We start from the raw sequence: 25,657 nt of genomic DNA on the forward strand, positions 1-25,657 counted from the left end.
GGACAACCCGCCGCGCAACTTGAGAAATCCTTAAGACGCCTCTAAGGTTTTCTCAGACTGGTCCCCCTCGTCTGGAGTATCTGTGAAGCGAATCCGCACCGCCCTCGTGGGCGTCGTCGCCGCTGCGTGCATGGTCACCGGAACCCTCTCGGCGAACGCCGACCCCGATGCGGTGGCTGAGGCGAAGTCCGAGCTCGCCCGCATCCAGCAGGAGTCCTCGGCGCTGGATCAGCAGATCATCGAGGCGTTCGACGCCGCGGACAAGGCCACCGCGAAGCTCAAGACCCTGAAGGCGGACCTCAAGGCCCAGGAGGCCAAGGTCGACGCCGGCATCACCGAGTTGGGCGACGCGGCGGCTCTGCAGATGGGCAACGACTCGGTCTCGCTCGCAGCGCAGCTTCTCACCACGAGCGACTCCGCCAACTTCCTCTCCGGCCTGTCCGCCATGCAGGCCGAGGTCGACCGTTCCTCGGCCGGCGTCCAGCAGCTCCAGCTGGAGCAGGCCAAGCTCGAGACCCTCCGCACGGAGGCCGCGGACACCAAGGCCGAGGCCGACAAGCAGGCCAAGGCCAAGGAGTCGCTGAAGGCCGACTATGACGAGAAGGAGGCCGAGGCGCAGGCCATCTACGACAGGCTCTCCGCAGAGGAGCAGCAGCGCCTCGCCGACCTGCAGGCCGAGGAGGAGGCTGCGGCCACCGCTGCCGCCGAGGCCTCCGCGGCCCGCTCTGCCAGCGCCAGCCGCGGCGAGGACCGCAGCGAGACAGCCTCGTCGTCCAGCTCCAGCGACTCGACCAGCACCGCCGCCGGCTCCGGCCGCGCGTCCAGCGCCGTCAGCGCCGCGCTGTCGAAGGTGGGCAGCAGCTATGTCTTCGGCTCGACCGGACCGTCGTCCTTCGACTGCTCCGGCCTCATGTACTGGGCCTACAGCCAGGCCGGCATCAGCCTGCCCCGCTCCTCCGGCGCGCAGTACAGCGGGGCCGGATCCCGGGTCTCGATCTCCGACCTGAAGCCAGGCGACCTGGTCTTCTACTACAGCCCCATCAGCCACGTCGGCATGTACATCGGCGGCGGCAGGATCGTGCACGCCGCCAACCCCCGCTCCGGTGTGACGGTGGCGGGCCTCCGCTCCATGCCGATCAGCGGCGCGGTGCGCGTCGTCGGCTGACTCAGGCGCGGGCCGCGATGAAGGCCCGCGACTCGTCGATGATGCGCTGCGCGTCGTGGTCGAGCGTCGCGACGTGGTAGCTGTCCGGCAGCGACACCTCGCGCACCGTCGCAACGTGCCGGAGGATCACCTCCCCGCTCAGGTCGTCGACGACGTGGTCGCCCGCCGAGCGCATCAGAAGCACGGGGGCGGTCACCCGCGTTAGTGCCTCCCTGGTCACGCGCCACAGGTCCGTCATGGTCTTCAGCGTGGTCACCGAGAACCGGTCGTAGCCGGGCTCCACGACGCCCTCGAGCGCGATGTCCGACGCGATGCCTGGCTGGGACGGCAGTACCCTGTGCAGCGCCGCCGCGGCGGGGATGCGCCTGTCGCGGGTGGCGACGGCGGGATTCACGAGCAGCACCCCGGCCACCGGCTCGCGGGAGGCAAGCAGGAGCGCCAGCGCGCCGCCCATCGACAGCCCGGCCACGAAGACCTCATCGCAGGCCGCGTCGAGCTCGTGGTAGGCATCCTCCAGCTCCCAGTACCAGTCCCACCAGCGGGTCCTCGCCAGGTCGTGCCAGTGCGTGCCGTGGCCCGGCAGCCGCGGCGCGATCACGCGGGCGCCCGGCCAGCCCTCGGCGCGCTCGGCGATTCCCCTGGCCCACGGCGACACGGAGGCGACCGTTCCCGTGAATCCGTGGCTCACGAGCACCCCGATTCTGCCCTCGCCGATTCTCAGCGGACGGGCATCCGGCAGGACCGGGTGGTAGGGGTTCCGGGGCAGCGGTGGCAGCGGAGTCATAGCCGAAGGATACGGCGACGGCCACTAGACTGCTGGCCATGACGGCTGCCTACACCTTCTTCAAGCTCGTGATCTTCCGTCCCCTGGTGAAGTACGGCTACTCCACCATCGTGATCGGCGCGGAGAACTTCCCGAAGGAGGGTGGCGCCATCCTTGCCAGCAACCACATCGGAGCGCTCGACTCGCTGGTGGTGCCGGCCATGATGCCGCGCGAGATCACGTTCCCCGCGAAGAAGGAGTTGTTCTCCGGTAAGGGAGGAATAGGGCAGAAGATCGTCGCCTGGTTCCTCAAGACAGTCGGCATGGTGTCGATGGATCGCAGCGGCGGCCGGGCCAGCGCCGCGGCGCTGGGTGAGATCACCGCGGTGCTGGAGGAGGGGCGGGTCGTCGCGATCTACCCCGAGGGCACGCGTTCCCCGGACGGCCGGCTGTACAAGGGCAAGACCGGCATGGCGCGCATGGCGCTCACCCACGACGTCCCCGTCATCCCCGTCGGAGTCAGCGGCACCAAGTCCTTCAAGGGCCCCTTCGGCATCCCCTGGGCGAAGCGGCCGGTCGTGGTGATCGGCAGGCCTCTGCACTTCCCGGACTACGCGGAGAGCCCGAACAACAGCAAGGCCCTGCGCTGGGTGACAGACGAGACCATGGCCGCCATCCAGCAGCTGACCGGTCAGGAGTACGTCGACGTGTACGCGTCGCGCGTGAAGCATGGAGACCTCGCCGGCGGCGGCGCCGACGCCTTCGTGCTGCCCCGTCCAGGTGGCGGAGACGCCCCCGTCATCGAGCCCCGCCCGGAGTCGTGAATCAGCGGCCGGCCGACACGACCCGTCCCCTGACCTGGGTGCGGGCGCAGGCGCTGTGGTTCCGTGACCGGGACGACCTGCTCGGCAGGGTGCTGGTGGTCTGTGAGGGCGCCAGGGGGCTGCTCGCGCTGCAGGCGGCCGCGGTGAACCTGGCCATCGTGCTGCCGCGCTCCGACAATGTGATCGGGGTCGCGGCCGCGACCATCGCCCTGCTCTACTGGCAGCTGTTCCTCTCGTGGCGGATGCGCCGACCGCAGCAGCGGACGCTGTCGACCCACCTTGCGGACCTCGGGGTGACGTGCGCGATCATCCTGACGACGGCCCAGGTCGCGCCGGAGGCGTCGGTGCTGACGCTGGCCGGCTACTGGGCCGGCGGCTGCGCGGCCTACGCCGCCGTCTTCCGCAGCATCCGCTGGGGGGTCGGGTTCGCGCTCGTCACGGCGGCGGCCATGCTCGTCGACCCCGGCGGGTTCGTCGGGGAGCGGGTGGGCCTGGCGTTCGCGATGGTCGTGCTCAGCGCCGCGCTCGCGCTGCTGATCAACCAGTTCCGCGCCACGATAATCCAGCAGGAGCAGGAGCGTATGCGGTCCGCGTCGCTGGCCGAGAGGGAGCGTCTGTCGCGCATCGTGCACGACGGCGCGCTGCAGGTCCTGGCCCTTGTGGAGCGCGAGGGTGCCTCCCTCGGCCCGCGCGGACTGCGGCTGGCCGCGCTGGCGCGCGAGTCGGAGGCGCAGCTGCGCAGCCACCTGCAGGACCGGGAGGTCGAGGTGGCTGCCGCCGACACCGTCGACCTGGCCGCCGCGCTCGACAAGTACGGCTCAGCCCGGGTCACGGTGTCCACCATGGCGTCGCTGGTCACGGTGCCGCGCCGGCTCGTCGACGAGATCGAGGCGACCCTTGCCGAGATCCTGACCAACGTCGAGCGACACGCAGGCCCCGGGGCCCAGGTATGGATCCTCCTCGACCAGGAGCTGGACGACGAGGTGATCCTCTGGGTCCGCGACAACGGCGTCGGCATGAGCGCCGGTCAGGCGCAGGAGGCCGCGGACAACGGCAGGCTGGGCATCCGCGACTCCATCGTCGGGCGGATGGCTGCGCTGGGCGGTTCGGCGATCCTGAAGTCGTCGCCGGGCGCGGGTACCGAGTGGGAGCTACGCTTTCCGTTGGACGGCCCGGAGATGGAAGGTGGTGCCTGATGCCAGAGCGCAGGCGTGTGATGCTCGTCGATGACCACCCCATGTGGATCGACGCGCTGAGCGAGGACCTCACCGAGGTCGGCTTCGAGATCGTCGCGGTCGCCAAGAACGGCCGCGAGTGCCTGGACCGGGCGCGGGCCGCGAGGCCCGAGATCATCGTGATGGACCTGCAGATCCCCGAGCCCGACGGCGCGACCTGCATCGAGATCCTGCTGGGGGAGTTCCCCGACCTGCACGTGCTGGTCATGTCCGCCTCCGGCGAGCGCGACGACGTGCTGCGCGCCATGAAGGCCGGCGCCAAGGGGTACCTCGTGAAGTCCGCCTCCAAGGAGGAGCTGATCGACGGTGTGCAGCGCACCGCGGTCGGAGATGCCGTGTTCACGCCCGGCCTGGCGGGGCTGGTGCTCGGCGAGTTCCGCCGGATGGTCAACGTGGCCCACTCCCGCAACGAGGAGGGGCCGGTGCTGACCAGCCGCGAGGTCGAGGTGCTGCGTCGCGTCGCGAAGGGCATGGCCTACCGGGAGATCGCCGACGAGCTGTTCGTGTCGCACCGCACGGTCCAGAACCACGTGCAGAACGTGCTGCGGAAGCTGCAGCTGCACAACCGCGTCGAGCTCACGCTGTATGCCATCGACCAGGGCCTGCACGACCCCAACGCGTGAGCCGTCGACGTTCACTCCAGGGGGAGTCCAGCGCGCCGCCGTCGTGCGGGCGCCCGTGTCTCCTCTAGTACCCTTGGCGCCATGTCGAGCATCATTTCCCGGGAAGAACTGCGCGCGCTGCCACTCATTCAGCAGCCGAGCTACCCGGACCGGCGGGCTCTCGACCGCACCATCGACTCCCTGGAGAAGCTGCCCCCGCTCGTGTTCGCGGGGGAGTGCGACGACCTGCGCCTGAAGCTGGCCGACGTCGCAGACGGCAAGGCCTTCCTCCTGCAGGGCGGCGACTGCGCCGAGACCTTCGAGGCCGTGACGGCGGAGAACATCAAGCGCAAGCTGCTCGTGCAGCTGTCGATGGCGGTTGTCATGACGTACGCGGCGCAGGTGCCTGTGGTCAAGGTCGGCCGCATCGCGGGTCAGTACGCCAAGCCGCGCTCCAAGGACACCGAGACCCGCGGCGACGTGACGCTGCCCGCCTACCGCGGCGACGCCATCAACGGCTTCGACTTCACGCCCGAGGCCCGGGTGCACAACCCTAAGCGGCTCCTCGACGTGTACACGTCCTCGGCCGCGACGCTGAACCTGGTGCGGGCCTTCGTCAAGGGTGGCTTCGCCGACCTGCGCGGCGTGCACAGCTGGAACTCAGCGTTCGTGCGCGACTCCGAGGTCGAGGCCGAGTACGAGGACCTCGCCAACGAGATCTCCCGCGCACTGGCGTTCATGGTCGCCTGCGGGGTGCAGGATGATTCGCTGGACACCGTCGACTTCTACGCCTCGCACGAGGCGCTGCTGCTCGAGTACGAGCGCGCGCTGACCCGCGTCGACTCCCGCTCGCAGGAGCTCTACGGCTGCTCTGGCCACATGCTCTGGATCGGCGAGCGGACCCGCCAGCTGGACGGCGCGCACGTCGAGTTGCTGCGCCGGGTGCGCAACCCGTTGGGCATCAAGCTCGGTCCCACGACGACGCCGGAACAGGCGATCGCGCTGGCCGATCGCCTCGATCCCGACAGGGTTCCCGGCCGGATCACGTTCATCGCACGCATGGGCGCGGGGAAGGTCCGCGACGTGCTGCCCGGCGTCATCTCGGGCGTCGAGGCCACCGGCCGCAAGGTCGCATGGGTGTGCGACCCGATGCACGGCAACACGTTCGAGGCCGCCAACGGCTACAAGACCCGTTCCTTCGCCGACGTCGTCGACGAGGTCAACGGCTTCTTCGATGTCCACGAGCAGCTGGGCACGTGGCCCGGCGGCCTGCACGTCGAGCTGACTGGCGACGACGTCACGGAATGCGTCGGCGGCGTCAACCGGCTGAGCGAGGACGACCTGGCCAGCCGCTACGAGACCGTCTGCGACCCGCGGCTCAACCGCAACCAGTCGCTCGAGCTGGCCTTCACTGTCGCGAAGCGGCTGCGCTCCGGGCGGCTCAGGAGGGTCAACCCTGTGCAGCAGTTCGACGCGAAGGAGCTGTGAGTCGTCGTGATCGACCTGCGCAGCGACACCGTCACGCGCCCTGACGCCGCGATGCTGGCCGCGATGGCGGCCGCCCAGGTCGGCGACGACGTCTACGGCGACGACCCGTCGGTCAACGCCCTCGAGGCGCGCGTAGCTGCGCTGTTCGGCAAGGAGGCGGGGCTCTTCTGCGCCACCGGCACGCTGAGCAATCTGCTGGGGGTGTGGCTGCACACCCCGCTCGGCGGGGAGGTGCTGTGCGACCAGTGGGCGCACATCGCCCGCGCCGAGATGGGCGCGCACGGCGCGCTGCACGGCGTCACCATGCGGACCTGGGCGTCCGACCGGGGGCGGCTGAGGGCCTCCGACGTGACCGCGTTGCTCGCGACCGGCTGTGGGCCCTTCCTCGTCGAGACCGCCTGCGTCGGGGTGGAGGACACCCACAACTTCGGCGGCGGCACCGTCCAGGACTTCAACCAGCTGGTCGAGTTGTCCGCGGCGGTCCGCGCGGCGGGCGTGAAGCTGCACCTCGACGGGGCGCGGCTCGCCAACGCCGCGGCGGTAACCGGCCGCTCGTTCGCGGAGTACGGGGCGCTGTTCGACACCGTCAGCCTCTGCCTGTCGAAGGGGATCGGCGCGCCCGTCGGGTCGGTGCTGGTGGGCGCCGCCGCCGACATCGCGCGCGCCCGCGTGCAGCGCAAGCGGCTGGGTGCCGGGTGGCGCCAGGCCGGGGTTCTCGCCGCCGCTGCCACCCATGCGCTGGAGCACAACCTGGCCCGGATCGCCGACGACCACGCCGCCGCGCGCGCCTTCGCGGAGGCCGTCAACGCGGAGGCGCCGGGCACCGTCGACCTGGCGGGCGTGGAGACGAACATCGTCATCGTGCCGATGGCCGATGCCCCCGCCACCTCCGCTCGCCTCGTCGAGGCCGGCGTGCGGCTGACGACGCTGGGGCCGGCGGCGCTGCGCGCGGTCACTCACCTTGACGTGACGCCGGATGAGTGCGCCGAGGCGGGCCGGATCGTCGGGGCCGCGCTCAGGGGTTGATGGCGTCGGTCGCCTTCGGGAAGGGACGCTGGGCCGCGCCCAGGTCCTTGTAGACGTGATCCGGAACGCGGGCGAAGAATCCCGTGAGGAACCGGTCCATGGCCGCGATGTCCTCGGGTGCCCAGGGGCCGCCGAAGCGGATGCGGCCGGCCTTGATCGAGAAGGCCGGGGCGTCCCAGCTCAGCAGGTACTCCATCATCCGCTGGTGGATCACGTCGGAGGCGAAGCGCTCGTTGGGAGCGTTGATGCGCGCGCGTCGGTTGAACTCGGCCCACTCGAACTCCTGGCTGCGGCCGAAGATGCCCCAGTTGACCGACAGGTCCGCGAAGGGGAACTGGGGGATGAACTCGCCGACGACCTCGGAGTGGTTGTCGGTCCTGGTATGCGACCTGCCCTCCGAGTCGACCCACGTGTGGCTCGTCCGCCAGGTGTGGGTCAGCCGGACGAAGGGCAGCGGGCCGTCCGCGCGCAGGATGATGTCGCGCGCCTCGTGGGAGAAGCCGTCCCGCGTGCAGGACACCGTGCTCAGGTAGCTGTCGTCGCGGGGCTTGTACACCCAGTCGCCGTGACCCTGGAAGCTCAGCCATTGCGGCGGAACAGGGCCGTCGAGTGAGGCCGCGGGAGAGGCGAGGAGCCGTGCCCGGGCCCCGGCCAGCCGGACCACGGCGGCGTCGAGCCCCGCGGCGTCCGCCGGGGCGCCCACCAGCACCAGGTGGTCGTGGTCGACGTGCAGTTCCTCTCCCTCGGACAGGGTGGCAGTGATGCCGGTGGCGGCGTCCGGACGCAGGGACCGGGGAAGATCCATCACGACGACGAGACCGTCGGGCCGCGCCGCGGAGCTGCGATACCGCAACGCCCGAAAGCCGGTCCCGTCGCTCGCGGTGCCCCAGACCAGGTCGCTGGCGCGCCGGTCGAAGCCCAACCCGAAGGGGGCAACGTTCAGGCCGAGCGTGACGTCCAGGCCGGGCGATGCGACGAAGTCCCAGCCCCTGGCGCGCAGGGACGCGACGTAGCGGTTCCGTCGGATCAGGTACACCAGGACGCCGACGAGGGCGGCGACCACCACCAGGATGAAGATCGTCGACGCGTCCATCTCGTCATTGTGGCAGGCCGAGCCCGGGGTGCACAGGCAGGCCTGGTCAGCGGGCCGGCGGAGCCGTTGTGCCCCTGACGAGGAGTTCCGTGGGTACCACGACCCTCGACGGGGTCCCGGTTGCCGCCCCGTCGAGCTGCTCGGCGACCAGGCGCACGAGCTCGGTGCCGATGCGGGTGAAGTCCTGCCGGATGGTGGTCAGTGGGGGGGAGGAGAACTCGCTGAGCGCGATCCCGTCGAACCCGATGACCGAGACATCGTCGGGAACCCGCCGCCCCGCCTCGTGCAGGGCGCGCATCAGGCCGAACGCCATCTCGTCGTTCGCGCAGTACACGGCCGTCACGTCCGGGTCGGCCGCCAACCGCTGACCGGCCTGGTAGCCGGACCTGGCGGTCCAGTCGCCCTGCAGGGGCTCCGGGGGCACGATCCCATGCTCGTTCAGGCAACGGCGCCAGGTGGCGCTGCGGACGACGGCCGGCTGGGAGTCCGCAGCGCCGGCGATATGGTGCACGGTCCTGTGCCCCAGCCCCAGGAGGTGCCTGACCGCCTCCTGCGTGCCGCCGATCTGGTTCGCCACGACGGAGGAGTAGTGGCCCACCAGGCGGGAGTCGGACACCGCGACGGGCAGTGCCGGCGGCAGGGTCAGCGAACGGTGGGTGGCGTGACCCGCCCTGATGATGATGAGGCCGTCGACGGCCAGGTGCGAGAGCCGGTCGCTTGCGTCGCGCAGTTCCCCTGAGTCGGGATTGCGCACCTCCAGCAGCGTGGTGGCGTACCCGCGTTCCTGCGCGGAGGAGACCACGGCTGCGGTCGTGAGGGCGTCGCCCGTGCGCTCCAGGCGCTGCGTGATGATCCCCAGCGCGCCGAACGCACCACTGCGGAGCGCCCGCGCGGCCCTGTTCGGGACGTAGCCCAGCTTGCTCATCGCCTCCTGGACGCGCATCCTCGTGGCCGGCCGGACGTTCTGAGCCCCGGTGGACACGCGGGAGACGGTCTGGGCCGAGACGCCGGCAAGGCGTGCGACATCGCCGATCGAGGGAGACTTGGGACGCTGGGCGCCGCGCTGCGCGTGATCCATGACAGTGATGCTAGCAACTCCGCGGTGACAATCCCATGTGAACGTGACCATTCTCGTCCAGGTAGACCCTGTCTGTGTGCATCGTTATCAATTTGAGACTCAGTGGAACCCCGACGGCACTGGCGCATGCCCGAATCCGGTGTTACGTTGTGGGAACGTAAACAAGTCGTGCTCCTCGCGGTTGAGGGCTGCGGCGCAGGGACTGGCGAGGCTGCCGGACCTGAAGTGGAAGCGGTCGACCGGGGCCGGATTCTCGTGCCGTGAAGTGTGTTTACGGGGTGCGAACGCTCCCGCCAAGGACCAATGAAAGGACCGTCCAGACATGAAAAACACCAGGAAGCTGACAGCGCTGGTCAGCGCTGGCATCTTGGCCCTCTCCCTGACCGCCTGCGGTGGCGGCAACTCCTCCGATGGCGCAAGCTCGGACGGCGGCGGCGACAACACGCTGACCGTGTGGACCTGGGACCCCGCCTTCAACATCTTCGCCATGCAGGAGGCCGAGAAGGTCTACCAGCAGGATCACGCGGACTTCAAGCTCGACATCGTCGAGGTGCCGTGGGATGACCTGCAGACCAAGCTGACCACGATCGCGCAGGCGCAGTCGTGGGACGAGCTACCCGACATCTTCCTGCTGCAGAACAACGCGTTCCAGAAGAACGTGCAGAACTACCCCGACCTCGTCGCGTCGCTGGATGACTCCGGCATCGACTTCAGCGAGTTCCCCGACGGCGTGAAGGCGTACTCCAACGTCGACGGTTCGCAGTACGGCCTGCCGTTCGACGCCGGCACCGCGGTCACCGCGCTGCGCACCGATGTGCTGGAGGAGGCGGGCTACACCGTCGACGACTTCACCGACATCACCTGGTCCGACTTCCTGACCAAGGGCAAGGACGTCCTGGAGAAGACGGGCAAGCCGATGCTGTCCGGTATGGCCGGCTCGTCCGACACCATCATGATGATGCTCCAGAGCGCCGGCGCGAGCCTGTTCGACGCCGAGGGCAACCCGACCATCACGGACAACGCGACCCTGAAGGCTGCCGTCGAGCAGTACAAGGAGCTCGTCGACGCGGGCGTCATGGTCGAGGTCAACTCGTGGGACGAGTACATCGGCACGCTGACCAACTCGACGGTGGCCTCCACCGTCAACGGCATCTGGATCGTCGGCTCCATCCAGACCGCGGAGGACCAGTCCGGCAAGTGGGGGCTGACCAATGTGCCCGCCCTCGACGGGGTCTCCGGCGCGACCAACTACTCCGCCAACGGCGGCTCGTCGTGGGCCATCAGCTCCACGGGCGACTTCGACCTGGCGTCGGACTTCCTGAAGTCGACCTTCGCCGGCTCGACCGAGCTCTACGACACGATCCTCCCGGAGGCCGGCGCGGTCGCCAACTGGATCCCGGCCGGTGACTCGGACGTCTACGCCGAGCCGCAGGAGTTCTGGGGCGGCCAGGCCATCTACAAGGACGTCGTCGAGTTCAGCACCAAGGTGCCGAGCAACAACACGGGCGTCTACTACTACGAGGCCCGTGACGCGGTGAGCGCCGCTCTCACCAAGATCATCGGCGGCACCGACGTCGACACCGCCCTCGCCGAGGCGCAGTCGACGGTCGAGTTCGCGATGCAGTGATCTGAGACAAATCTGCAGGGGTGCCGGGGAGTGTGGCCGCGGCCGCATCCCCGGCACCCTGAGTCCCATAATCCGCACGCGAAAGGAGACCGATTCCATGTCCGCAACCGTCGACGAACCCACCGCAACGAAGCGGCCGCGCGGCTCGATGAGCCCCTCGCAACGTCGAAACCTCACCGGCTGGGCCTTCCTGATCCCCGCCGCCGCGCTGATCGCCATCATGAGCTTCTGGCCCATGATCCAGGCGTTCATCCTGTCCCTCCAGACGGGCCGGGGCAGCAACCTCGACTGGGCAGAGCCGCTCTGGTACAACTACCAGCGCCTGTTCCAGGACGAGATCTTCAAGCTCACCCTGTCGAACACGTTCATCTACCTGATCATCCAGGTGCCGATCATGCTGATCCTGGCACTGGTGCTCGCGAACCTGCTCAACAACCCCAACCTCCGGTGGAAGGCCTTCTGGCGCACCGCCATCTTCCTGCCCTGCGCCGTCTCGCTCGTGTCCTACTCGCTGGTGTTCCGCACCATGTTCGCCACGGACGGCTTCGTCAACGATGCCCTGATGTGGCTGCACCTGATCGATTCCCCGATCAACTGGCTCGGCCAGGCGGGCACCGCGCGCTTCGTGATCATCCTCGGACTCATCTGGCGCTGGACCGGGTACAACATGGTGTTCTACCTCGCCGCGCTGCAGAACATCGACGCCTCGAGCGTCGAGGCGGCCAAGGTCGACGGCGCCACCTCGTGGCAGACCTTCTGGTTCGTCACTGTGCCGCAGCTCAAGCCGATGATCCTGCTCACGGCGATCATGTCGACCAACGGCACGCTGCAGCTGTTCGATGAGTCGTTCAACCTGACCCGTGGCGGGCCCGCGTACCAGTCGATGACGATGTCGCACTACCTGTACGAGATCTCGTTCCAGCGCAACCCCAACGTCGGGTACGGCTCCGCGCTCTCCTACGTGATCCTGATCCTCGTGGCCGTGCTGGCCCTCATCCAGATGAAGGTGGGTGACAAGCGTGACTAGGACAACCTGGCGCAAGGTCCCTGGCTATGCGTTCCTGACGGTCTTCTCGATCTTCTCCCTGTTCCCGCTGTACTTCATGGTGGTGGGCGCGACCAACACCAGCACCGACGTGCTGGCCTCCCGGCTGCTGCCGGGGGCGAACCTGGTCCAGAACTTCCAGGACCTCGTCGCGGCCGCAGACGTCGCGTCGGCCATGGGCTACTCGGCGCTGTACGCCGTCTCCACGACGGTGCTGGCGCTGCTGGTCTGCTCGATCGCCGGCTACGGCTTCGAGATCTACCACTCCAAGGGCAAGGACCTCCTGATGGCTGTCCTGCTGCTGGCCATGATGATCCCGTTCGCCGCGACGATGATCCCGCTGTTCCGGATGTTCGCGAACTTCGGGATGGTCAACAGCGCGTTCGCCGTCATCCTGCCCGCCATCTCGACGCCGTTCCTGATCCTGCTGTTCAGGCAGTCGTCCAGGAGCTTCCCACACGAGATCATCGAGGCGGCCCGCCTCGATGGGCTGCGCGAGCTGGAGATCTTCTTCCGCATCTACATCCCGACCATGAAGTCCACGTTCGCCGCCGCGGCCGTGATCACCTTCATGACGGCGTGGAACAACTTCCTCTGGCCGCGCGTCATCCTGCTGGACAACAAGGTCCAGACGATGCCGATGCTGATCTCCAACCTCAGCGCCGGCTACGTGACCAACTACGGCGTGCTGATGCTCGCCGTGCTGCTGGCCTCGCTTCCCGCGATGGTCGTCTTCCTCGCGCTGCAGCGCAGCTTCGCCCAAGGCATCACAGGAGCCATCAAGTGACCTTCGACCTGACCAGGATCTCCGACCCAGGCCTGTTCCGTGAGAACCGGCTCGACGCCCACTCCTCGCACCGCTGGTTCAGCGATGCGCAGGAGGCGGCGTCGGGTCGCTCGTCGTTCGAGCAGAACCTGAACGGGCTGTGGAAGTTCCACTACGCCCGCAACCCGCACCTGACGATCCCCGGTTTCGAGTCGCCGGACGTCGATGTGACGGGCTGGGACGACATCGTCGTCCCCGGACACATCCAGCTGCAGGGCTACGACCGCCCGCAGTACGCCAACACGCAGTACCCGTGGGACGGCCGCGAGGACGTCGCGATCGGCGACGCGCCGCAGCTGTTCAACCCCGTCGGCAGCTACGTGACGTTCTTCACGCCCGAGACGCCGCTGGCCGACGGTGAGCGGCTGAGCGTCTCGTTCAAGGGCGCGGAGAGCGCCATCGCGGTGTGGCTCAACGGCACCTACATCGGGTTCGCCTGCGACACGTTCACGCCCAGCGAGTTCGACCTGACCGACGCGCTGGTCGAGGGTGAGAACCGCCTGGCCGCCCAGGTCTTCAAGTGGAGCGCGGCCTCCTGGCTCGAGGACCAGGACTTCTACCGTTTCTCCGGCCTGTTCCGCGACGTCGTCCTCTACCGTCGACCCCGCGCACACGTCGAGGACGTCGACATCCGCGTCGACCTCTCTAACGACCTCGCCACCGCGACCGTCCGCGTTGTCACCGAGCTCGTCGGCGACGGGTCCGTGACCGCGACCCTCGACGGCGTCGGTCGGCTGACGGCCGAAGGTGACGGCGCCTTCGCCGTCACCGTGTCCGACCCGCGGCTGTGGAGCGCCGAGGACCCGCACCTCTACGGCCTCACGCTCGAGGTCCGCGACGCTGGCGGGGCCCTGACGGAGGTGATTCCCGAGCGCGTCGGCATCCGGCGGTTCGGCATCGAGGACGGACTGCTGAAGATCAACGGGCAGCGCGTCGTCCTCAAGGGCGTCAACCGGCACGAGTTCGGCCTCAACGGCCGCGTGATGACCAGGGAGCGCACCGAGGCCGACCTGCAGCTGATGAAGGCCAACAACATCAACGCGGTCCGCACCAGCCACTACCCGAACAACACGTTCCTGTACGACCTGTGCGACGAGTACGGCCTCTACGTCATCGACGAGATGAACCTCGAGACACACGGTCTGTGGGACCGGATCCGGTACTTCGACACGCCCGTGTCCGAGTCCGTGCCCGGCGACGACCCCCTGTGGCTACCGGCGCTGCTCGACAGGGCCGACTCGATGTACCGGCGCGACCGCAACCACCCGAGCATCGTGATCTGGTCGCTCGGCAACGAGTCGTTCGGCGGCACCGACCTGCTGCAGGTCGGCGACCACTTCCGTGAGATCGACACCCGCCCAGTGCACTACGAGGGCGTCGCCTGGGATCCGCGCTACCCGGAGACCACAGACATCACGAGCACGATGTACACGTCGGCCGCCGCCGTCGAGGAGCACCTGAGCGTCCACCGCGACAAGCCGTACATCCTGTGCGAGTACGCCCACGCCATGGGCAACTCGTTCGGGGCCGTCGACCGCTACCTCGACCTCGCCTACCGCGAGCCGCTGTTCCAGGGCTTCTTCGTGTGGGACTTCGCCGACCAGGCGATCGCCCTGACAGACCGGCACGGGAACCCGTACTTCGGCTACGGCGGCGACTGCGGCGAGGCGCCGCACGACAGCGACTTCAGCGGCAACGGCCTGCTGTTCGCCGATCACACGCCCAAGCCGTTCCTGCGTGAGCTCGCCTACCTGTACCAGCCGGTAGTGGCCAGCGTCGGGGCCGACGAGGTCACGGTCACGAACCGGGAGCTGTTCACGTCCACGTCGCGCTACGAGTGCGTCGTGACGCTGGCGGAGCAGGGCCGCGTGCTCGAGACGGGCGTCATCGACACCGATGTCGCGCCCGGTGGGTCCGCGGGCTACCCGCTGCCGATCGCGATCCCGCAGGTGCCGGGGGAGTACACCCTCGAGGTGTCGTTCCGGCTGCGGTCCGCCACGCGCTACGCGCCCGCCGGCCACGAGGTCGCCTTCGAGCAGACGGTGATCGAGGTGCCGGGCGCCGTCGCCCCGGCGGTGCCCGCGCGGCCGGAGATCGTCCGTGGCATCCACAACGTCGGCGTCCGGGGTCGTCACTTCGAGGTCCTGTTCTCGAAGCTGCACGGCGGCATCCAGTCCTACCGCTACGGGTCGACGCCCGACGGCGGGCACAAGCTGCTGCGCGAGGTCCCCATGCCGAACTTCTGGCATGCGCCCACGTCCAACGAGCTCGGCTGGAAGGCGCCCTTCACCGACGGCGACTGGCTGCTGGCGAGCCGCTACGCCCGACCTCGCGGCGACAGCGCGATGGCAGACGTCATCGAGCACGACGACAGCGTCGAGGTGGTCTACGCCTACTCGCTGCCGACCAGGCCCGTCAGCTCGTGCGACGTCTCCTACCGCGTCTTCGGGGACGGCACCGTCACCACGACCGTGACCCTGCGCCCCGGCGCGGGGCTGCCGGAGCTGCCGGAGTTCGGGATGCTCTTCTGCGTCGACGCCGACCTCGGACAGCTCCGCTGGTACGGCGACGGTCCGGAGGAGTCCTCGATCGACCGCCGCGGCGGCGTCCGGCTGGGCGTGTGGGAGGCCGAGGTGAAGGATCAGCTCACGCGCTACCTGCGGCCGCAGGAGGCCGGTGGCCACACCGGTGTCCGGTGGGCGGAGGTGACCGACGCCCGTGGCGCCGGCCTGAGGTTCGAGTGCCAGGGCGGCATGGAGTTCTCCGCACTGCCGTGGAGCCCGTTCGAGATCGAGAATGCTGCCCACCACACGGAGCTGCCGCCGATCAGCCGCACCTGGATCCGTCCCGTCGCGGTGCGCCGCGGCGTGGCCGGCGACGACTCGTGGGGAGCCCGCGAGCACCCCGAGTTCCGCATCGACGCCGACCGCGAGCGGGTGTTCACCTTCTCGTTCCGCGGCATCCGCTGACACCGTCAGCCCGCCCTCCTCTCACCCTCGGGTGAGGGGAGGGCTTCGCGTTGTCCGAGGGAAGGCACAGGCCCAGCTCGGTTCCGGTGCACAACGATGCGTATGTCGGGGCTGCTGTGTCTATGTTGCAGCGGCCCCCGTATAGGCATCGTTGTGCGGGCAATCGGGTCTGACCGGTTCGAGCACGTCGCAAATGCCCTGAGCGCAGCGAAGGGAGAAGCCTGGGGAGTTTGATTCCCTTCGCTTCGCTCAGGGCCCTTCGACGAGCTCAGGGAACCGGTTCGGTCATTGAGCACCGAGACGGGCCCAGCCCAGGCCTGACGAGGTGCCCGAGCGCATCGAAGGGATCAACTGCCCGGGTTCCTCGCTTCGTCAGCGCTGGGGCGCTTCCTCAACGCCCTTCGACGAGCTCAGGGAACCGGTTGGGTCGTTGAGCACTTCGACAAGCTCAGCACAGGCCCTGTCGGAACGCCCTGAGCGAAGCGAAGGGATTCGGCTGCACCCAGCGGGGTCAGCTGCAGCGGGCGAGGTCGGTGGCGTCGGCGATGGTGTCGCACCAGTGGTGGATGGTCTTGTCGATGGGGCTGGGCTGTGGGCCGAGGTCGGGGGTGCAGTCCAGCCAGGTGCCGCCGTGGGTGACTTCGTAGACGTAGCCCAGCGGGCTGGTCCAGCGGAAGTGGCCGGGTGTGATCTGGTTCGGCACCCAGGCGCCTTTGGTCTTGCCGTGGTGGATGCGGCGGCAGAGCTGGGCGAGGTTGTCCAGTCGGGTCTGGCTGGGTCGGCCGGGCTGGTAGGTGGTGTTGTGGTCGATGTCGAGGCGGCGGGTGCGGGTGGAGAACGGGAAAGCCTCGGTGGGGCGCAGCAGCCGCAGGGCTTTGCGCATCCGCCGCGTCGGCCGGTACCCGTCGGCGGCGGGGGTGTTGTTCAGGTCGATGACGGGCTGGACCTTCAGGGCGATCTCCCCGTTGCGGTATCCGTCGCCGAGCAACTCGCCCAGCAGTGTGGTGGTGAGGGTGTCGGCGCGTTCGACCGATGCGACGGGGTCAAGGTTTCCGTCCTTGTCCGTGGTGATGTGCACGATGATCTCAACCCTCGGCAGGGGGGTCGACGGCTCGCTGAGCCTGTCGAAGCGCCCTGAGCGCAGCGAAGGGTCCCGGCTCCGGTCCTGCGTCTCGTCAACGCTGGCCATGCCGGAAAGCACTGCGTGGGGGCGGTGGGTCTTCGCCTCGCTCCGCTCGGCGCCCTTCGACGAGCTCAGGGAACCGGTCGGGTCGCTGAGCCTGTCGAAGCGCGCTGAGCGCAGCGAAGGGTCCCGGCTCCAGTCCTGCGTCTCGTCAACGCTGGCCATGCCGGAAAGCACTGCGTGGGGCGGTGGGTGCTTCGCCTCGCTCCGCTCGGCGCCCTTCGACGAGCTCAGGGAACCGGTCGGGTCGCTGAGCCTGTCGAAGCGCCCTGAGCGCAGCGAAGGGTCCCGGCTCCAGTCCTGCGTCTCGTCAACGCTGGCCATGCCGGAAAGCACTGCGTGGGGCGGTGGGTGCTTCGCCTCGCTGCGCTAGGCGCCCTTCGACGAGCTCAGGGAACCGGTCGGGTCGCTGAGCACTTCGACCGGGCTCAGCACAGGCCTGTCGAAGCGCCCTGAGCGCAGCGAAGGGTCCCGGCTCCAGTCCTGCGTCTCGTCAACGCTGGCCATGCCGGAAAGCACTGCGTGGGGCGGTGGGTGCTTCGCCTCGCTGCGCTCGGCGCCCTTCGACGAGCTCAGGGAACCGGTCGGGTCGCTGAGCCTGTCGAAGCGCCCTGAGCGCAGCGAAGGGTCCCGGCTCCAGTCCTGCGTCTCGTCAACGCTGGCCATCCCGGAAAGCACTGCGTGGGGCGGCGGGTCTTCGCCTCGCTCCGCTCGGCGCCCTTCGACGAGCTCAGGGAACCGGTCGGGTCGCCGAGCACTTCGACCGGGCTCAGCACAGGCCTGTCGAGGCGCCTTGAGTGAAGCGAAAGGTCCCACTCCACCCGAGCGGTCCAGTCGCGGATCGTCGGGTGGCCCTTCGACGAGCTCAGGGAACCGCTTGCGCGGGTCGTCGTCCGGGAAAGGCGGCTCCACGTCCTCGCCAAGCGGCTCCGGCGGCACCGGGCCGTCGCAGGCCGAGGGCGGGCTGGTCAGCTTCCAGGATCGTCAGCACCAGCTCCGGGTTCATCGCCAGCGACAGGGCCTTCGCCCGCCGCGCGGAGTGATCCAGCCCGGGATAGCGGGCCTTCAACCGCTCCGAGATCTGGTGCAGTCGCTCGTCGACGATCCTGCCATCCAACACGTCAAGCCGGCCACCGATGCTCGTGACCCCCGGCTCCTCGTCCCGCAGCCACACCCCACGCCGCGCACGGGCCTCAGCCTCCCGCTCCCTGGCGGCGGCCGCGTCGGCCCGGATGATCAGCTTCTTCAGCTCCCCCAGCGCGGCACCAGGCGCCAGGCCGTACTGCCTCGGCAGCCAACGGGCCGTGACCGGTCTCGGCCTGCATCGGATCCAGATCCCGACACAACCAGGCCGCCCTCGCCGCGAGCCAGCGTTCGACCTCCCCGTTGATCACAGCCTCGAACAGCATCGGATGGCGGTACTTCAGGTTCAGCGCGGAGGCGATCGTCTCGATCGCCGCGGTCTGCGAACACCTCAGCAACGCGGCGACCTCCATCGCCAGGAACTCCGACACACCCGGGGTGCCCTTCCCACCGGGGCGGACCAGCTTCTCTGGGAGTTTCGTGTCGCGGTCCCGGTAGATCTCGGTCCCGTAATCCAGCAGGTCCGCCTCATCCGCCCTGTACGCGACGGCCAGGTCGCAGATGGCTTCGAGTTCTTCGGCCTCGCCGCGGCGACGCAGAGCGACACCGGCGCGGAGGCGGATGGTCGCCTCCCGGGAATCGTCACGTCGCCGGGTTTCCATGACACCCACGCTACGACCCGCCACCGACAGTTTTCGCACGCCCGTCTGAATTATCCACAGGCCGGTCACCCGCCCCAGGCACGCGTCGTCGGGCCAGGGGGCACACCTCGTCGTCCCGTGCCGGCGGCCATGGGCGTCGGCCGTCCCCGTGTCCTCCTCGATGCCCGCGCACAACGATGCGTATATCGGTGCTGCTGTTGCCATGTTGCAGCGGCCCCGACATAGGCATCTTTGTGCCGGAAAGGGGGCGGGTTGGGACTCGGGGATCGGATGTCCCCTTCGCTTCGCTCAGGGCCCTTCGACAAGCTCAGGGAACCGGGCCAAGCTCAGCGACAAGCTCAGGGAACCGAGCCAAGCTCAGGCCCTTCGACAAGCTCAGGGAACCGAGCCAAGCTCAGGCCCTTCGACAAGCTCAGGGAACCGGGGTGGGCTAAGGGGACCGGCGTCAGACGACGTACAGGGTCACGGTCGAGCCGACCGCGACCGAGGTGCCGGCCGCAGGGTCGGTGCCGGAGGCAAGATCCAGCGGGATCGGGAAGTCGGAGTCCTGCACGACGGTGACCTTGAGGTCGAGGTCCTCCAGCGCCTTCTTCGCGTCCGCGGTGCTCTTCATCCGCACCTCGGGGATCTCGACCATCTCCGGGCCGAGGGAACTCACCAGGGAGACGGAGTCGCCGCGCTTGCCGGTGCCGGACTTCGGGTCCTGCCTGATGACGCGCCCCTTCTCGACGTCGGCGGAGTGCTCCTCGGTCACCTTCACGGCGAAGCCGAGCCCGGTCAGCTGCTTCTTCGCGTCGTTGGTCTTCGCGCCGACCAGGTCGGGGAAGCGGATGGGCTCAGGGCCCTTCGACACGGTGAGGTCGATCGCGGTGCCCTTCTTCAGCTGGGCGCCCGCCTCCTCTGACGCCTTCAGGACCTGTCCCACCGGCTCGTCCTCGTCGTAGGCCTCCTTCACCTCGCCCACCGCCATCCGGCCGTCCGTGAGGGCGGTCTTCGCCTCGTCGAGCGTCTTCCCGACGACGTCAGGCATGGGGTAGCGCTCCTTGCCCAGCGAGATGGTCACGGTGAGGGTGGAGCCGCGCAGGACGCGCTCGCCGGTGTCGGGATCCGTGCCGATCACCTGGCCCTTGTCGACCGTCTCCGAGTACGCGGAGGTCGTCGCGATCTTCAGCGCGTTCGCCTCGGCGGCCTCGCGGGCGGTGTTCTCGTTCATGGCCGACATGGGAGGCACGGTCGTGAAGCGGCCCGATGTGACCCACCAGGAACCGAATCCCAGGCCGGCCGTGAGCAGCACGATCAGTGCGAGCAGCAGCACGGTGCGGCGACGCCGGTGCACAGGGTCATGTGAGATCTGCAGCTGCGGGAAGACGGGGGTGCGGTGGCTGCGGGGGTGGCGCGTGGTCGGACTCGAGGGCGAGACGGGGTGCACAGCCGGCGGGGGAACAGGCGTCTCGGAGGGCGACGTCGCCACGGGGGAGGTCGAGGAGGCCCGCCACTGGCCGCCTCGTCGCACGACGACCGTCTCCGGGGTGCGGCCCGAAACCGCAGGCCGCGGCCGGTCTGCCGTGCGGGGATACACAGGGGCGGTGTCGTCGTCGACGGGGCTGTCCGGCAGCAGGGCGGCCGCCAGACCCGGATTGTCCCGACCGCCGCCGCGGGCCAGCTCCAGGCGGGCCCTGCGCACGGCGTTCAGCAGCTCGCGTCCGTCGCTGATGCGCGCCCTCGGATCGCGGGCCACGCAGCCGAGCACCAGGGCGTCGACGTAGTCGGGAATCGGCCAGTCGGCCGCCAGGCCCAGCTCGGCGAGTCGCTCCGAAGGCTTCTCGATGTCGACGTTCACATGCCTGTAGGCGATCTGATAGTTGTTCTCGCCCGTGTGTGGCTTCTTGCCCGTCAGCATCTCGAACAACACCACGCCTGCCGAGTACACGTCGCTGCGGCCGTCGGGCCGCGAATGCGTGACCAGCTCGGGCGGGAGGTAGGAGGCCGTGCCGACCAGCACGCCCGTGGCCGTCATCTGCGGGGAGCCGACCTGCCGCGCGAGCCCGAAGTCGGCGACCTTGATCTGCCCCCGGTCCGTGATCATCACGTTCTCGGGCTTGATGTCGCGGTGCACGACGCCGGCCTCGTGAGCGGCGGCCAGCGCGGCCGCCACCTGCTCGAAGATGTCGAGGGCGTGCTCGGGGGGCAGCGGTGCCTCCCGGCTGATCACCCGACGCAGGGTCTCGCCCTCGATGAACTCCATGACGATGTAGGGCTGGGCCTGCGAGCTGCCCTGGTCGAAGATCGACACGACGTTGGGGTGGCTGAGCACCGCAGCGGAGCGGGCCTCGCGGTCGAACTTCGCGGCGAACTCGTCATCCTCGCCCAGGTCGCTGCGCATGACCTTCACCGCAACGACGCGACTGAGTCTCAGGTCGCGCGCGCGATAGACCGTGGCCATGCCACCGCGCGCGACCTTCGCCACGATCTCGTAGCGTTCGTCGAGCACCTGGCCGACCAACGGGTCGTAAGTGCTGTTCATGCCACTCCATGCACGGTCAGGGGAAGAAGGCCGTGTGCCCGTCTGGGGTCAGATTGTAGGCCGGGAAACCCGCTCGGTCACAGTCGAGACGCGGCGAGTTGCCCACCAGGTGGCCTCGACGACCGCCATGCCGCATGCCCCGGCGATGATTCCGACGTTGATGACCGCAGGATCGGAGATGTCGAGGCTCAGGATCCGACGCGACCAGGGGAGCGTGAACATCAGGAAGTAGAAGCCATAGGCGACGGCGACCAGCGCGATGCGCCACCACACGTAGGGCCTCGCGACGACGGACAGCACCCACGTCGAGGTCATGATGAGCGCGATCAGCGTGGCGGTGGCGGACTGGAGCTGCAGTGTGTCGTGCGCGTCGTCGATGCCGCGCGTCATCAGGTACGTCGTGAGCGCCGCGGCTGCGACGGCGAGGCCGCCGGGGACCGCGACGGCCAGGGTCCGCTTCACGAACCCGGGGCGGGCGCGGTCCCGGTTGGGGGCGAGGCTCATCAGGAACGCGGGGATGCCGATCGTGAACCACCCGACGACCGTCACCTGCAGAGGCACGAACGGGTTGGGCAGCTGCAGCACCCCGACCACGAGCGCGAGCGCGACCGAGTAGATGGTCTTGGTGAGGAAAAGCTTGGCGACGCGCTCGATGTTGCCGATCACCCGGCGCCCCTCGGCGACGACATACGGCAGCGTCGCGAACCGGTCGTCGAGCAGCACGATCTGCGCGACGCCGCGGGTGGCGGCGGAGCCGGAGCCCATCGCGACGCCCAGGTCGGCGTCCTTGAGCGCCAGCACGTCGTTGACGCCGTCGCCGGTCATGGCGACGTTGTGGTCGCGCGCCTGCAGCGACGCCACCATCTGCCGCTTCTGCTCCGGGGTCACGCGGCCGAACACGCGCGCTGCGGCCACGGTGTCGCCGAACTCCTGGGTGTCGGGGCCCGGCAGCGTGCGGGCATCGACGACCTCGCCCTCGACTCCCAGCGAGCGTGTCACGGCGCCGACGGACGCGGCGTTGTCGCCGGAGATGACCTTGACCTCGACGTTCTGCTCGCGGAAGAAGGCCAGGGTCTCGGCGGCATCGGGGCGGTGCAGCTGGTCGAGGACGACCAGCGCGAGGGGTGTGACCGGGCCCGGCGCGTCGGCCCCGTCGACGCGCCGGTCGACGCTGCCGAGCAGCAGCACGCGCAGCCCCGAGGCGCCGAACTCCTCGGCGCGGGCGGCGACGTCTCCGCCCGTCAGGACATCGGGGGCGCCGAGCACCCAGTCTCCGTGGCCGACGAACGAGACGCCGGCCCACTTCTTCGCCGACGTGAAGGACGCCCGCGCCGCGACAGGCCATGGCTCGAAGTCGTCGTCGGCGGGCAGCCCGGATGCGATGGCCTGCATGGAGGCGTTCGGCGCCGGGTCGGCGCCGACGAGCTGGGAAAGGACCTCGGCGGGACGGTCCTGGTCGCCGTCGAGCCCGATGACCTCGTGCAGTGTCATCTGGTTGCTGGTCAGGGTGCCCGTCTTGTCGGCGCAGACGACGCTGACCCGCGCCAGGCCCTCGATGGCCGGGAGTTCCTGCACCAGGCAGTTGCGGCGGCCCAGCCGGATGACGCCCAGCGCGAAGGCCATGGATGTGAGTAGCACCAGCCCCTCGGGGACCATCGGCACCAGCGCGGCCGTGGCGCGCAGCACGGCCTCGCGCCAGTCGACGTCGGGCTGGCTGAACTGCGCCCACACGATCAACGCGCCGACGGGCAGCAGCAGCCACCCGACGATCCGCAGTATCTGGTTGATGCCCTGGCGCAGCTCGGAGTTGACCAGCGTGAACCGGGAGGCCTGCGCCGTCAACTGCGCCGCGTAGGCGTCCGCGCCGACCTTGACCGCGCGGTACACCCCGGAGCCGGCGACGACGTAGCCGCCCGAGAAGACGGCGTCGCCCACGTTCTTCTCCACGGGGTCGGACTCGCCGGTCAGCATCGACTCGTCGACCTCGAGATAGTCCTCGGCGACGATCTCGCCGTCGACGACGATCTGGTCGCCCGGGCCCACCGCGATGAGGTCGTCGAGCACCACCTCATCGCGCACGACCGACTCACGGACGCCGTCGCGGATGACGACGGGGTGCGCCTCGCCAACGACCGCCAGGTTGTCCAGTGTCCGCTTGGCGCGGAGCTCCTGCACGATGCCGATCACCGAGTTCGCGACGATGAGGAGGCCGAACGCCCCCTGCATCCAGTACCCGGTGACCATCACGAGCGCGAAGAGGATGGCCAGGATGGCGTTGACGCGCGTGAACACGTTGTCCCGGACGATCTGCGCCGTCGTGCGCCCCGATCTCGACGGCAGGGCGTTGACTTGGCCGGCCGAGACGCGCTGGGCGACCTCGGCGGCCGTGAGACCGGTGAGCCGGTCAGGCGACACGGCGGACGCTCCGGTCGGCGAGCACCGCCAGCGCCGAGCGGCCGTCCTCGTGCAGGTCCGCGCCTTCCAGTATCTCCAATGCCCTTGCGGTGTCGCGGGCGATGAGGTCCTCGACGTGCGCGAGCGCCCCGCTGGCCTCGATGATGTCCGCGGCCCGCGCGACGTCTGCGTCGCCGATGCCGGGGGCGCCGAGGATGGACTCCAGCTCGGTGGCGGCGGGCGAGGTCTCCAGCGCCTTGAGCACCAGCACGGTGCGCTTGCCCTCGTGGATGTCGCCGCCGTACGGCTTGCCGGTCACGGCCGCGTCGCCGAAGACGCCCATCACGTCGTCGCGCAGCTGGAAGGCGCGGCCGATCAGCGACCCGAACTCGCCGAGCGCCGCCTGCTGCGCCGTGTCCGCGCCGGCCAGCGCCGCGCCGATCTGCGTGGGGCGCCGGATGGAGTAGCGGGCGGACTTGTACTCGAGCACCCGGGACGCGACGTCGAGCTCCGCGGCGGCGGTCATGGCCCCGGTGGTCCCGTACTGGGCGCTGACGTCGAGGAACTGACCCGCGGTGACCTCGGCGCGCATGACGGTCAGCAGCGGCCGGGCGGCGTCGAGCAGCGCGGCTCCCGACTCGTCGGCCAGCTGGATGCTCCACATCAGCAGCAGGTCGCCGAGCAGAATGGCGCTGGAGCGGCCGAACTCGGCAGCGTCCCCGCGGCCGCCGCGTGCGCCGTGCAGCGCCTCGAACCGACGGTGCGCGGCCGGCTCCCCGCGCCGGGTGTCGGCGTCGTCGATCAGGTCGTCGTGCATCAGGGCGCTGACGTGCAGCAGGTCGAGCGACGACGCCACCTTCAGCAGCGGGTCGTCGTCGGCGGGGACGCCGGCGACGGCGACGTGGCCCCAGTAGCAATACGCGGGCCGCAGTCTCTTGCCGCCCGACAGCGCGTCGTGCGCCACCGGCAGCAGATCCGCCGAACCGATCGCCTCCAGCAGCGGAGCCTGGGCGTCGAGGAAGCGCGTGAGCGTCCCGCCGACGGCGGACAGGAAGTCCGGGCTGAGGGGGGAGGTGGGCTCACAGCTTCGTCTCACGTTGACAGTTTAGTCCGGCCCTTCCGGCCCCAGCTGCCTATTGTGGGGCGCATGTCCCACCCGCCGACGCGCCCCGGAACCGTGGCTGAGCTGCTCAGCTCCGCGACCGGGCCGACCTTCTCGTTCGAGTTCTTCCCGCCCCGTTCCGAGGAGGAGGAGCCGGTGCTCTGGCGGGCCGTCGAGGCCCTCGCGCCGCTCGAGCCGTCGTTCGTGTCGGTCACCTACGGGGCGAACGGGTCGCGCCGAGACCGGACCATCCACGCCACGCGGCGCATCGCGTCGGCCCCGGGCGGGCCGCTGACCGTCGGTCACCTGACGTGCGTCGACCAGTCGAAGGCCGACATCGCCGACGCGCTGGCCGCCTACCGCGAGGTCGGTGTGCGCAACATCCTGGCGATTCGCGGCGACATGCCGGGCGGCGGGGAGTGGACGCGGCACCCCGACGGGCTGGCCAACGCCACCGAGCTCGTGCGCTTCATCCGCGAGCAGGGGGACTTCTGCGTGGGTGTGGCGGCATTCCCCAACCCACACGAGACGAGCAACGACGCGGACCTCGACGCCCGGATCCTGGCGGAGAAGGTCGACTCCGGGGCCGAGTTCGCCATCACGCAGCTGTTCTTCGACGCCGGCCGCTACGCCGAGCTCGTCACCCGGATGCGCGGCCTTGGCTGCGGGGTGCCGATCATCCCCGGAGTCATGCCGCTGACCGTGATCACGCAGATCGAGCGCTTCGCGGACCTGTCGGGCCGGCCGCTGCCCGAGGACTTCGTCGCGCGGCTCCGCGCGGCCTCCTCCAAGGAGGAGGTCCGCCGCGTCGGGCTTGCCGCCGCCGTCGACTTCTGCCGCGACCTGCTGGACGCCGGCGCGCCCGGGCTGCAGTTCTTCACGCAGAACCGGTCGAAGGCCACCCGCGAGGTGCTGGCGGAGCTGAAGTCAGCCGTGCCTGCGGTCGCCGAGGCGGGCCGGTAGCAGCC

General features: G+C 69.5%; 21 protein-coding genes. 11 read left to right on the forward strand and 10 right to left on the reverse strand.

Annotated features, from left to right (window positions below; all coding sequences use genetic code 11):
* Positions 1–82 precede the first annotated feature (82 nt).
* Positions 83–1,165 carry a C40 family peptidase gene (locus QH948_RS04460; RefSeq protein WP_281145679.1) on the forward strand — a complete coding sequence of 361 codons (1,083 nt, stop codon included), beginning with the start codon at positions 83–85 and terminating at the stop codon, positions 1,163–1,165.
* 1 nt (position 1,166) lies between these two features.
* Here QH948_RS04460 and QH948_RS04465 read toward each other — a convergent pair whose 3' ends face one another.
* On the reverse strand, positions 1,167–1,949 hold the full coding sequence (locus QH948_RS04465) for an alpha/beta hydrolase (RefSeq protein ID WP_281145680.1): 783 nt from the start codon (positions 1,947–1,949) through the stop codon (positions 1,167–1,169).
* A 38-nt stretch (positions 1,950–1,987) separates the two neighbouring features.
* Between QH948_RS04465 and QH948_RS04470 the strand changes: the two genes are divergently transcribed.
* The 5 genes from QH948_RS04470 to QH948_RS04490 all read left to right on the forward strand — a co-directional run bounded on the left by QH948_RS04470 (position 1,988) and on the right by QH948_RS04490 (position 7,103).
* The gene (locus tag QH948_RS04470) at positions 1,988–2,752 is read left to right on the forward strand and encodes a lysophospholipid acyltransferase family protein (protein WP_281145681.1); all 765 of its coding nucleotides are present in this window, start codon (positions 1,988–1,990) and stop codon (positions 2,750–2,752) included.
* Positions 2,749–3,948 (forward strand): sensor histidine kinase, encoded by a 1,200-nt coding sequence (locus QH948_RS04475; protein ID WP_281145682.1) that lies wholly within the window; start codon positions 2,749–2,751, stop codon positions 3,946–3,948. The genes QH948_RS04470 and QH948_RS04475 overlap by 4 nt, the downstream gene beginning before the upstream one ends.
* A complete protein-coding gene (locus QH948_RS04480) occupies positions 3,948–4,610 on the forward strand; it encodes a response regulator (protein WP_219080568.1) in 663 nt (220 codons plus the stop codon). Before QH948_RS04475 ends, QH948_RS04480 begins: the two co-directional genes overlap by 1 nt.
* Positions 4,611–4,691: 81 nt before the next feature.
* A complete protein-coding gene (locus QH948_RS04485) occupies positions 4,692–6,077 on the forward strand; it encodes a class II 3-deoxy-7-phosphoheptulonate synthase (protein WP_281145683.1) in 1,386 nt (461 codons plus the stop codon).
* Positions 6,078–6,083: 6 nt separating this feature from the next.
* Positions 6,084–7,103, forward strand: coding sequence for a threonine aldolase family protein (locus QH948_RS04490; protein WP_281145684.1), 1,020 nt, complete (start codon positions 6,084–6,086; stop codon positions 7,101–7,103).
* Here QH948_RS04490 and QH948_RS04495 read toward each other — a convergent pair.
* Positions 7,093–8,196 (reverse strand): hypothetical protein, encoded by a 1,104-nt coding sequence (locus QH948_RS04495; RefSeq protein ID WP_281145685.1) that lies wholly within the window; start codon positions 8,194–8,196, stop codon positions 7,093–7,095. The genes QH948_RS04490 and QH948_RS04495 overlap by 11 nt on opposite strands.
* Before the next feature lie 46 nt (positions 8,197–8,242).
* On the reverse strand, positions 8,243–9,274 hold the full coding sequence (locus tag QH948_RS04500) for a LacI family DNA-binding transcriptional regulator (RefSeq protein ID WP_281145686.1): 1,032 nt from the start codon (positions 9,272–9,274) through the stop codon (positions 8,243–8,245).
* Positions 9,275–9,596: 322 nt separating this feature from the next.
* Here QH948_RS04500 and QH948_RS04505 point away from each other — a divergent pair, with 322 nt between their 5' ends.
* From QH948_RS04505 to lacZ, 4 genes are all read left to right on the forward strand, one after another.
* Positions 9,597–10,901 (forward strand): ABC transporter substrate-binding protein, encoded by a 1,305-nt coding sequence (locus QH948_RS04505; protein ID WP_281145687.1) that lies wholly within the window; start codon positions 9,597–9,599, stop codon positions 10,899–10,901.
* A 97-nt stretch (positions 10,902–10,998) separates the two neighbouring features.
* Positions 10,999–11,928: a carbohydrate ABC transporter permease gene (locus QH948_RS04510; RefSeq protein WP_281145688.1), complete on the forward strand. Its 930-nt coding sequence runs from the start codon at positions 10,999–11,001 to the stop codon at positions 11,926–11,928.
* Positions 11,921–12,733, forward strand: a complete 813-nt coding sequence (locus QH948_RS04515; RefSeq protein ID WP_281145689.1) for a carbohydrate ABC transporter permease — start codon at positions 11,921–11,923, stop codon at positions 12,731–12,733. Before QH948_RS04510 ends, QH948_RS04515 begins: the two co-directional genes overlap by 8 nt.
* A complete protein-coding gene (gene lacZ / locus QH948_RS04520) occupies positions 12,730–15,741 on the forward strand; it encodes a beta-galactosidase, LacZ type (RefSeq protein WP_281145690.1) in 3,012 nt (1,003 codons plus the stop codon). Before QH948_RS04515 ends, lacZ begins: the two co-directional genes overlap by 4 nt.
* A 511-nt stretch (positions 15,742–16,252) precedes the next feature.
* Here lacZ and QH948_RS04525 read toward each other — a convergent pair.
* The 7 genes from QH948_RS04525 to QH948_RS04555 all read right to left on the reverse strand — a co-directional run bounded on the left by QH948_RS04525 (position 16,253) and on the right by QH948_RS04555 (position 24,683).
* Positions 16,253–17,248 carry a hypothetical protein gene (locus QH948_RS04525; protein WP_281145691.1) on the reverse strand — a complete coding sequence of 332 codons (996 nt, stop codon included), beginning with the start codon at positions 17,246–17,248 and terminating at the stop codon, positions 16,253–16,255.
* A gap of 45 nt (positions 17,249–17,293) precedes the next feature.
* Positions 17,294–17,590 (reverse strand): hypothetical protein, encoded by a 297-nt coding sequence (locus tag QH948_RS04530; protein ID WP_281145692.1) that lies wholly within the window; start codon positions 17,588–17,590, stop codon positions 17,294–17,296.
* 199 nt (positions 17,591–17,789) lie between these two features.
* Positions 17,790–18,098, reverse strand: coding sequence for a hypothetical protein (locus tag QH948_RS04535; protein WP_438874123.1), 309 nt, complete (start codon positions 18,096–18,098; stop codon positions 17,790–17,792).
* Positions 18,099–18,117: 19 nt separating this feature from the next.
* On the reverse strand, positions 18,118–18,669 hold the full coding sequence (locus QH948_RS04540) for a hypothetical protein (protein WP_281145693.1): 552 nt from the start codon (positions 18,667–18,669) through the stop codon (positions 18,118–18,120).
* A gap of 445 nt (positions 18,670–19,114) precedes the next feature.
* Positions 19,115–21,193 carry a Stk1 family PASTA domain-containing Ser/Thr kinase gene (pknB, locus tag QH948_RS04545; protein WP_281145694.1) on the reverse strand — a complete coding sequence of 693 codons (2,079 nt, stop codon included), beginning with the start codon at positions 21,191–21,193 and terminating at the stop codon, positions 19,115–19,117.
* Between the two features lie 48 nt (positions 21,194–21,241).
* Positions 21,242–23,608 carry an HAD-IC family P-type ATPase gene (locus QH948_RS04550; protein WP_281145695.1) on the reverse strand — a complete coding sequence of 789 codons (2,367 nt, stop codon included), beginning with the start codon at positions 23,606–23,608 and terminating at the stop codon, positions 21,242–21,244.
* Positions 23,598–24,683, reverse strand: coding sequence for a polyprenyl synthetase family protein (locus tag QH948_RS04555; protein ID WP_281145696.1), 1,086 nt, complete (start codon positions 24,681–24,683; stop codon positions 23,598–23,600). The genes QH948_RS04550 and QH948_RS04555 overlap by 11 nt, the downstream gene beginning before the upstream one ends.
* Positions 24,684–24,734: 51 nt before the next feature.
* Between QH948_RS04555 and QH948_RS04560 the strand changes: the two genes are divergently transcribed.
* Positions 24,735–25,652 (forward strand): methylenetetrahydrofolate reductase, encoded by a 918-nt coding sequence (locus QH948_RS04560; protein ID WP_281145697.1) that lies wholly within the window; start codon positions 24,735–24,737, stop codon positions 25,650–25,652.
* Positions 25,653–25,657 lie beyond the last annotated feature (5 nt).

Origin of the sequence: Tessaracoccus lacteus, assembly GCF_029917005.1 — a bacterium.
Taxonomy (GTDB): Bacteria; Actinomycetota; Actinomycetes; order Propionibacteriales; family Propionibacteriaceae; genus Arachnia; species Arachnia lactea.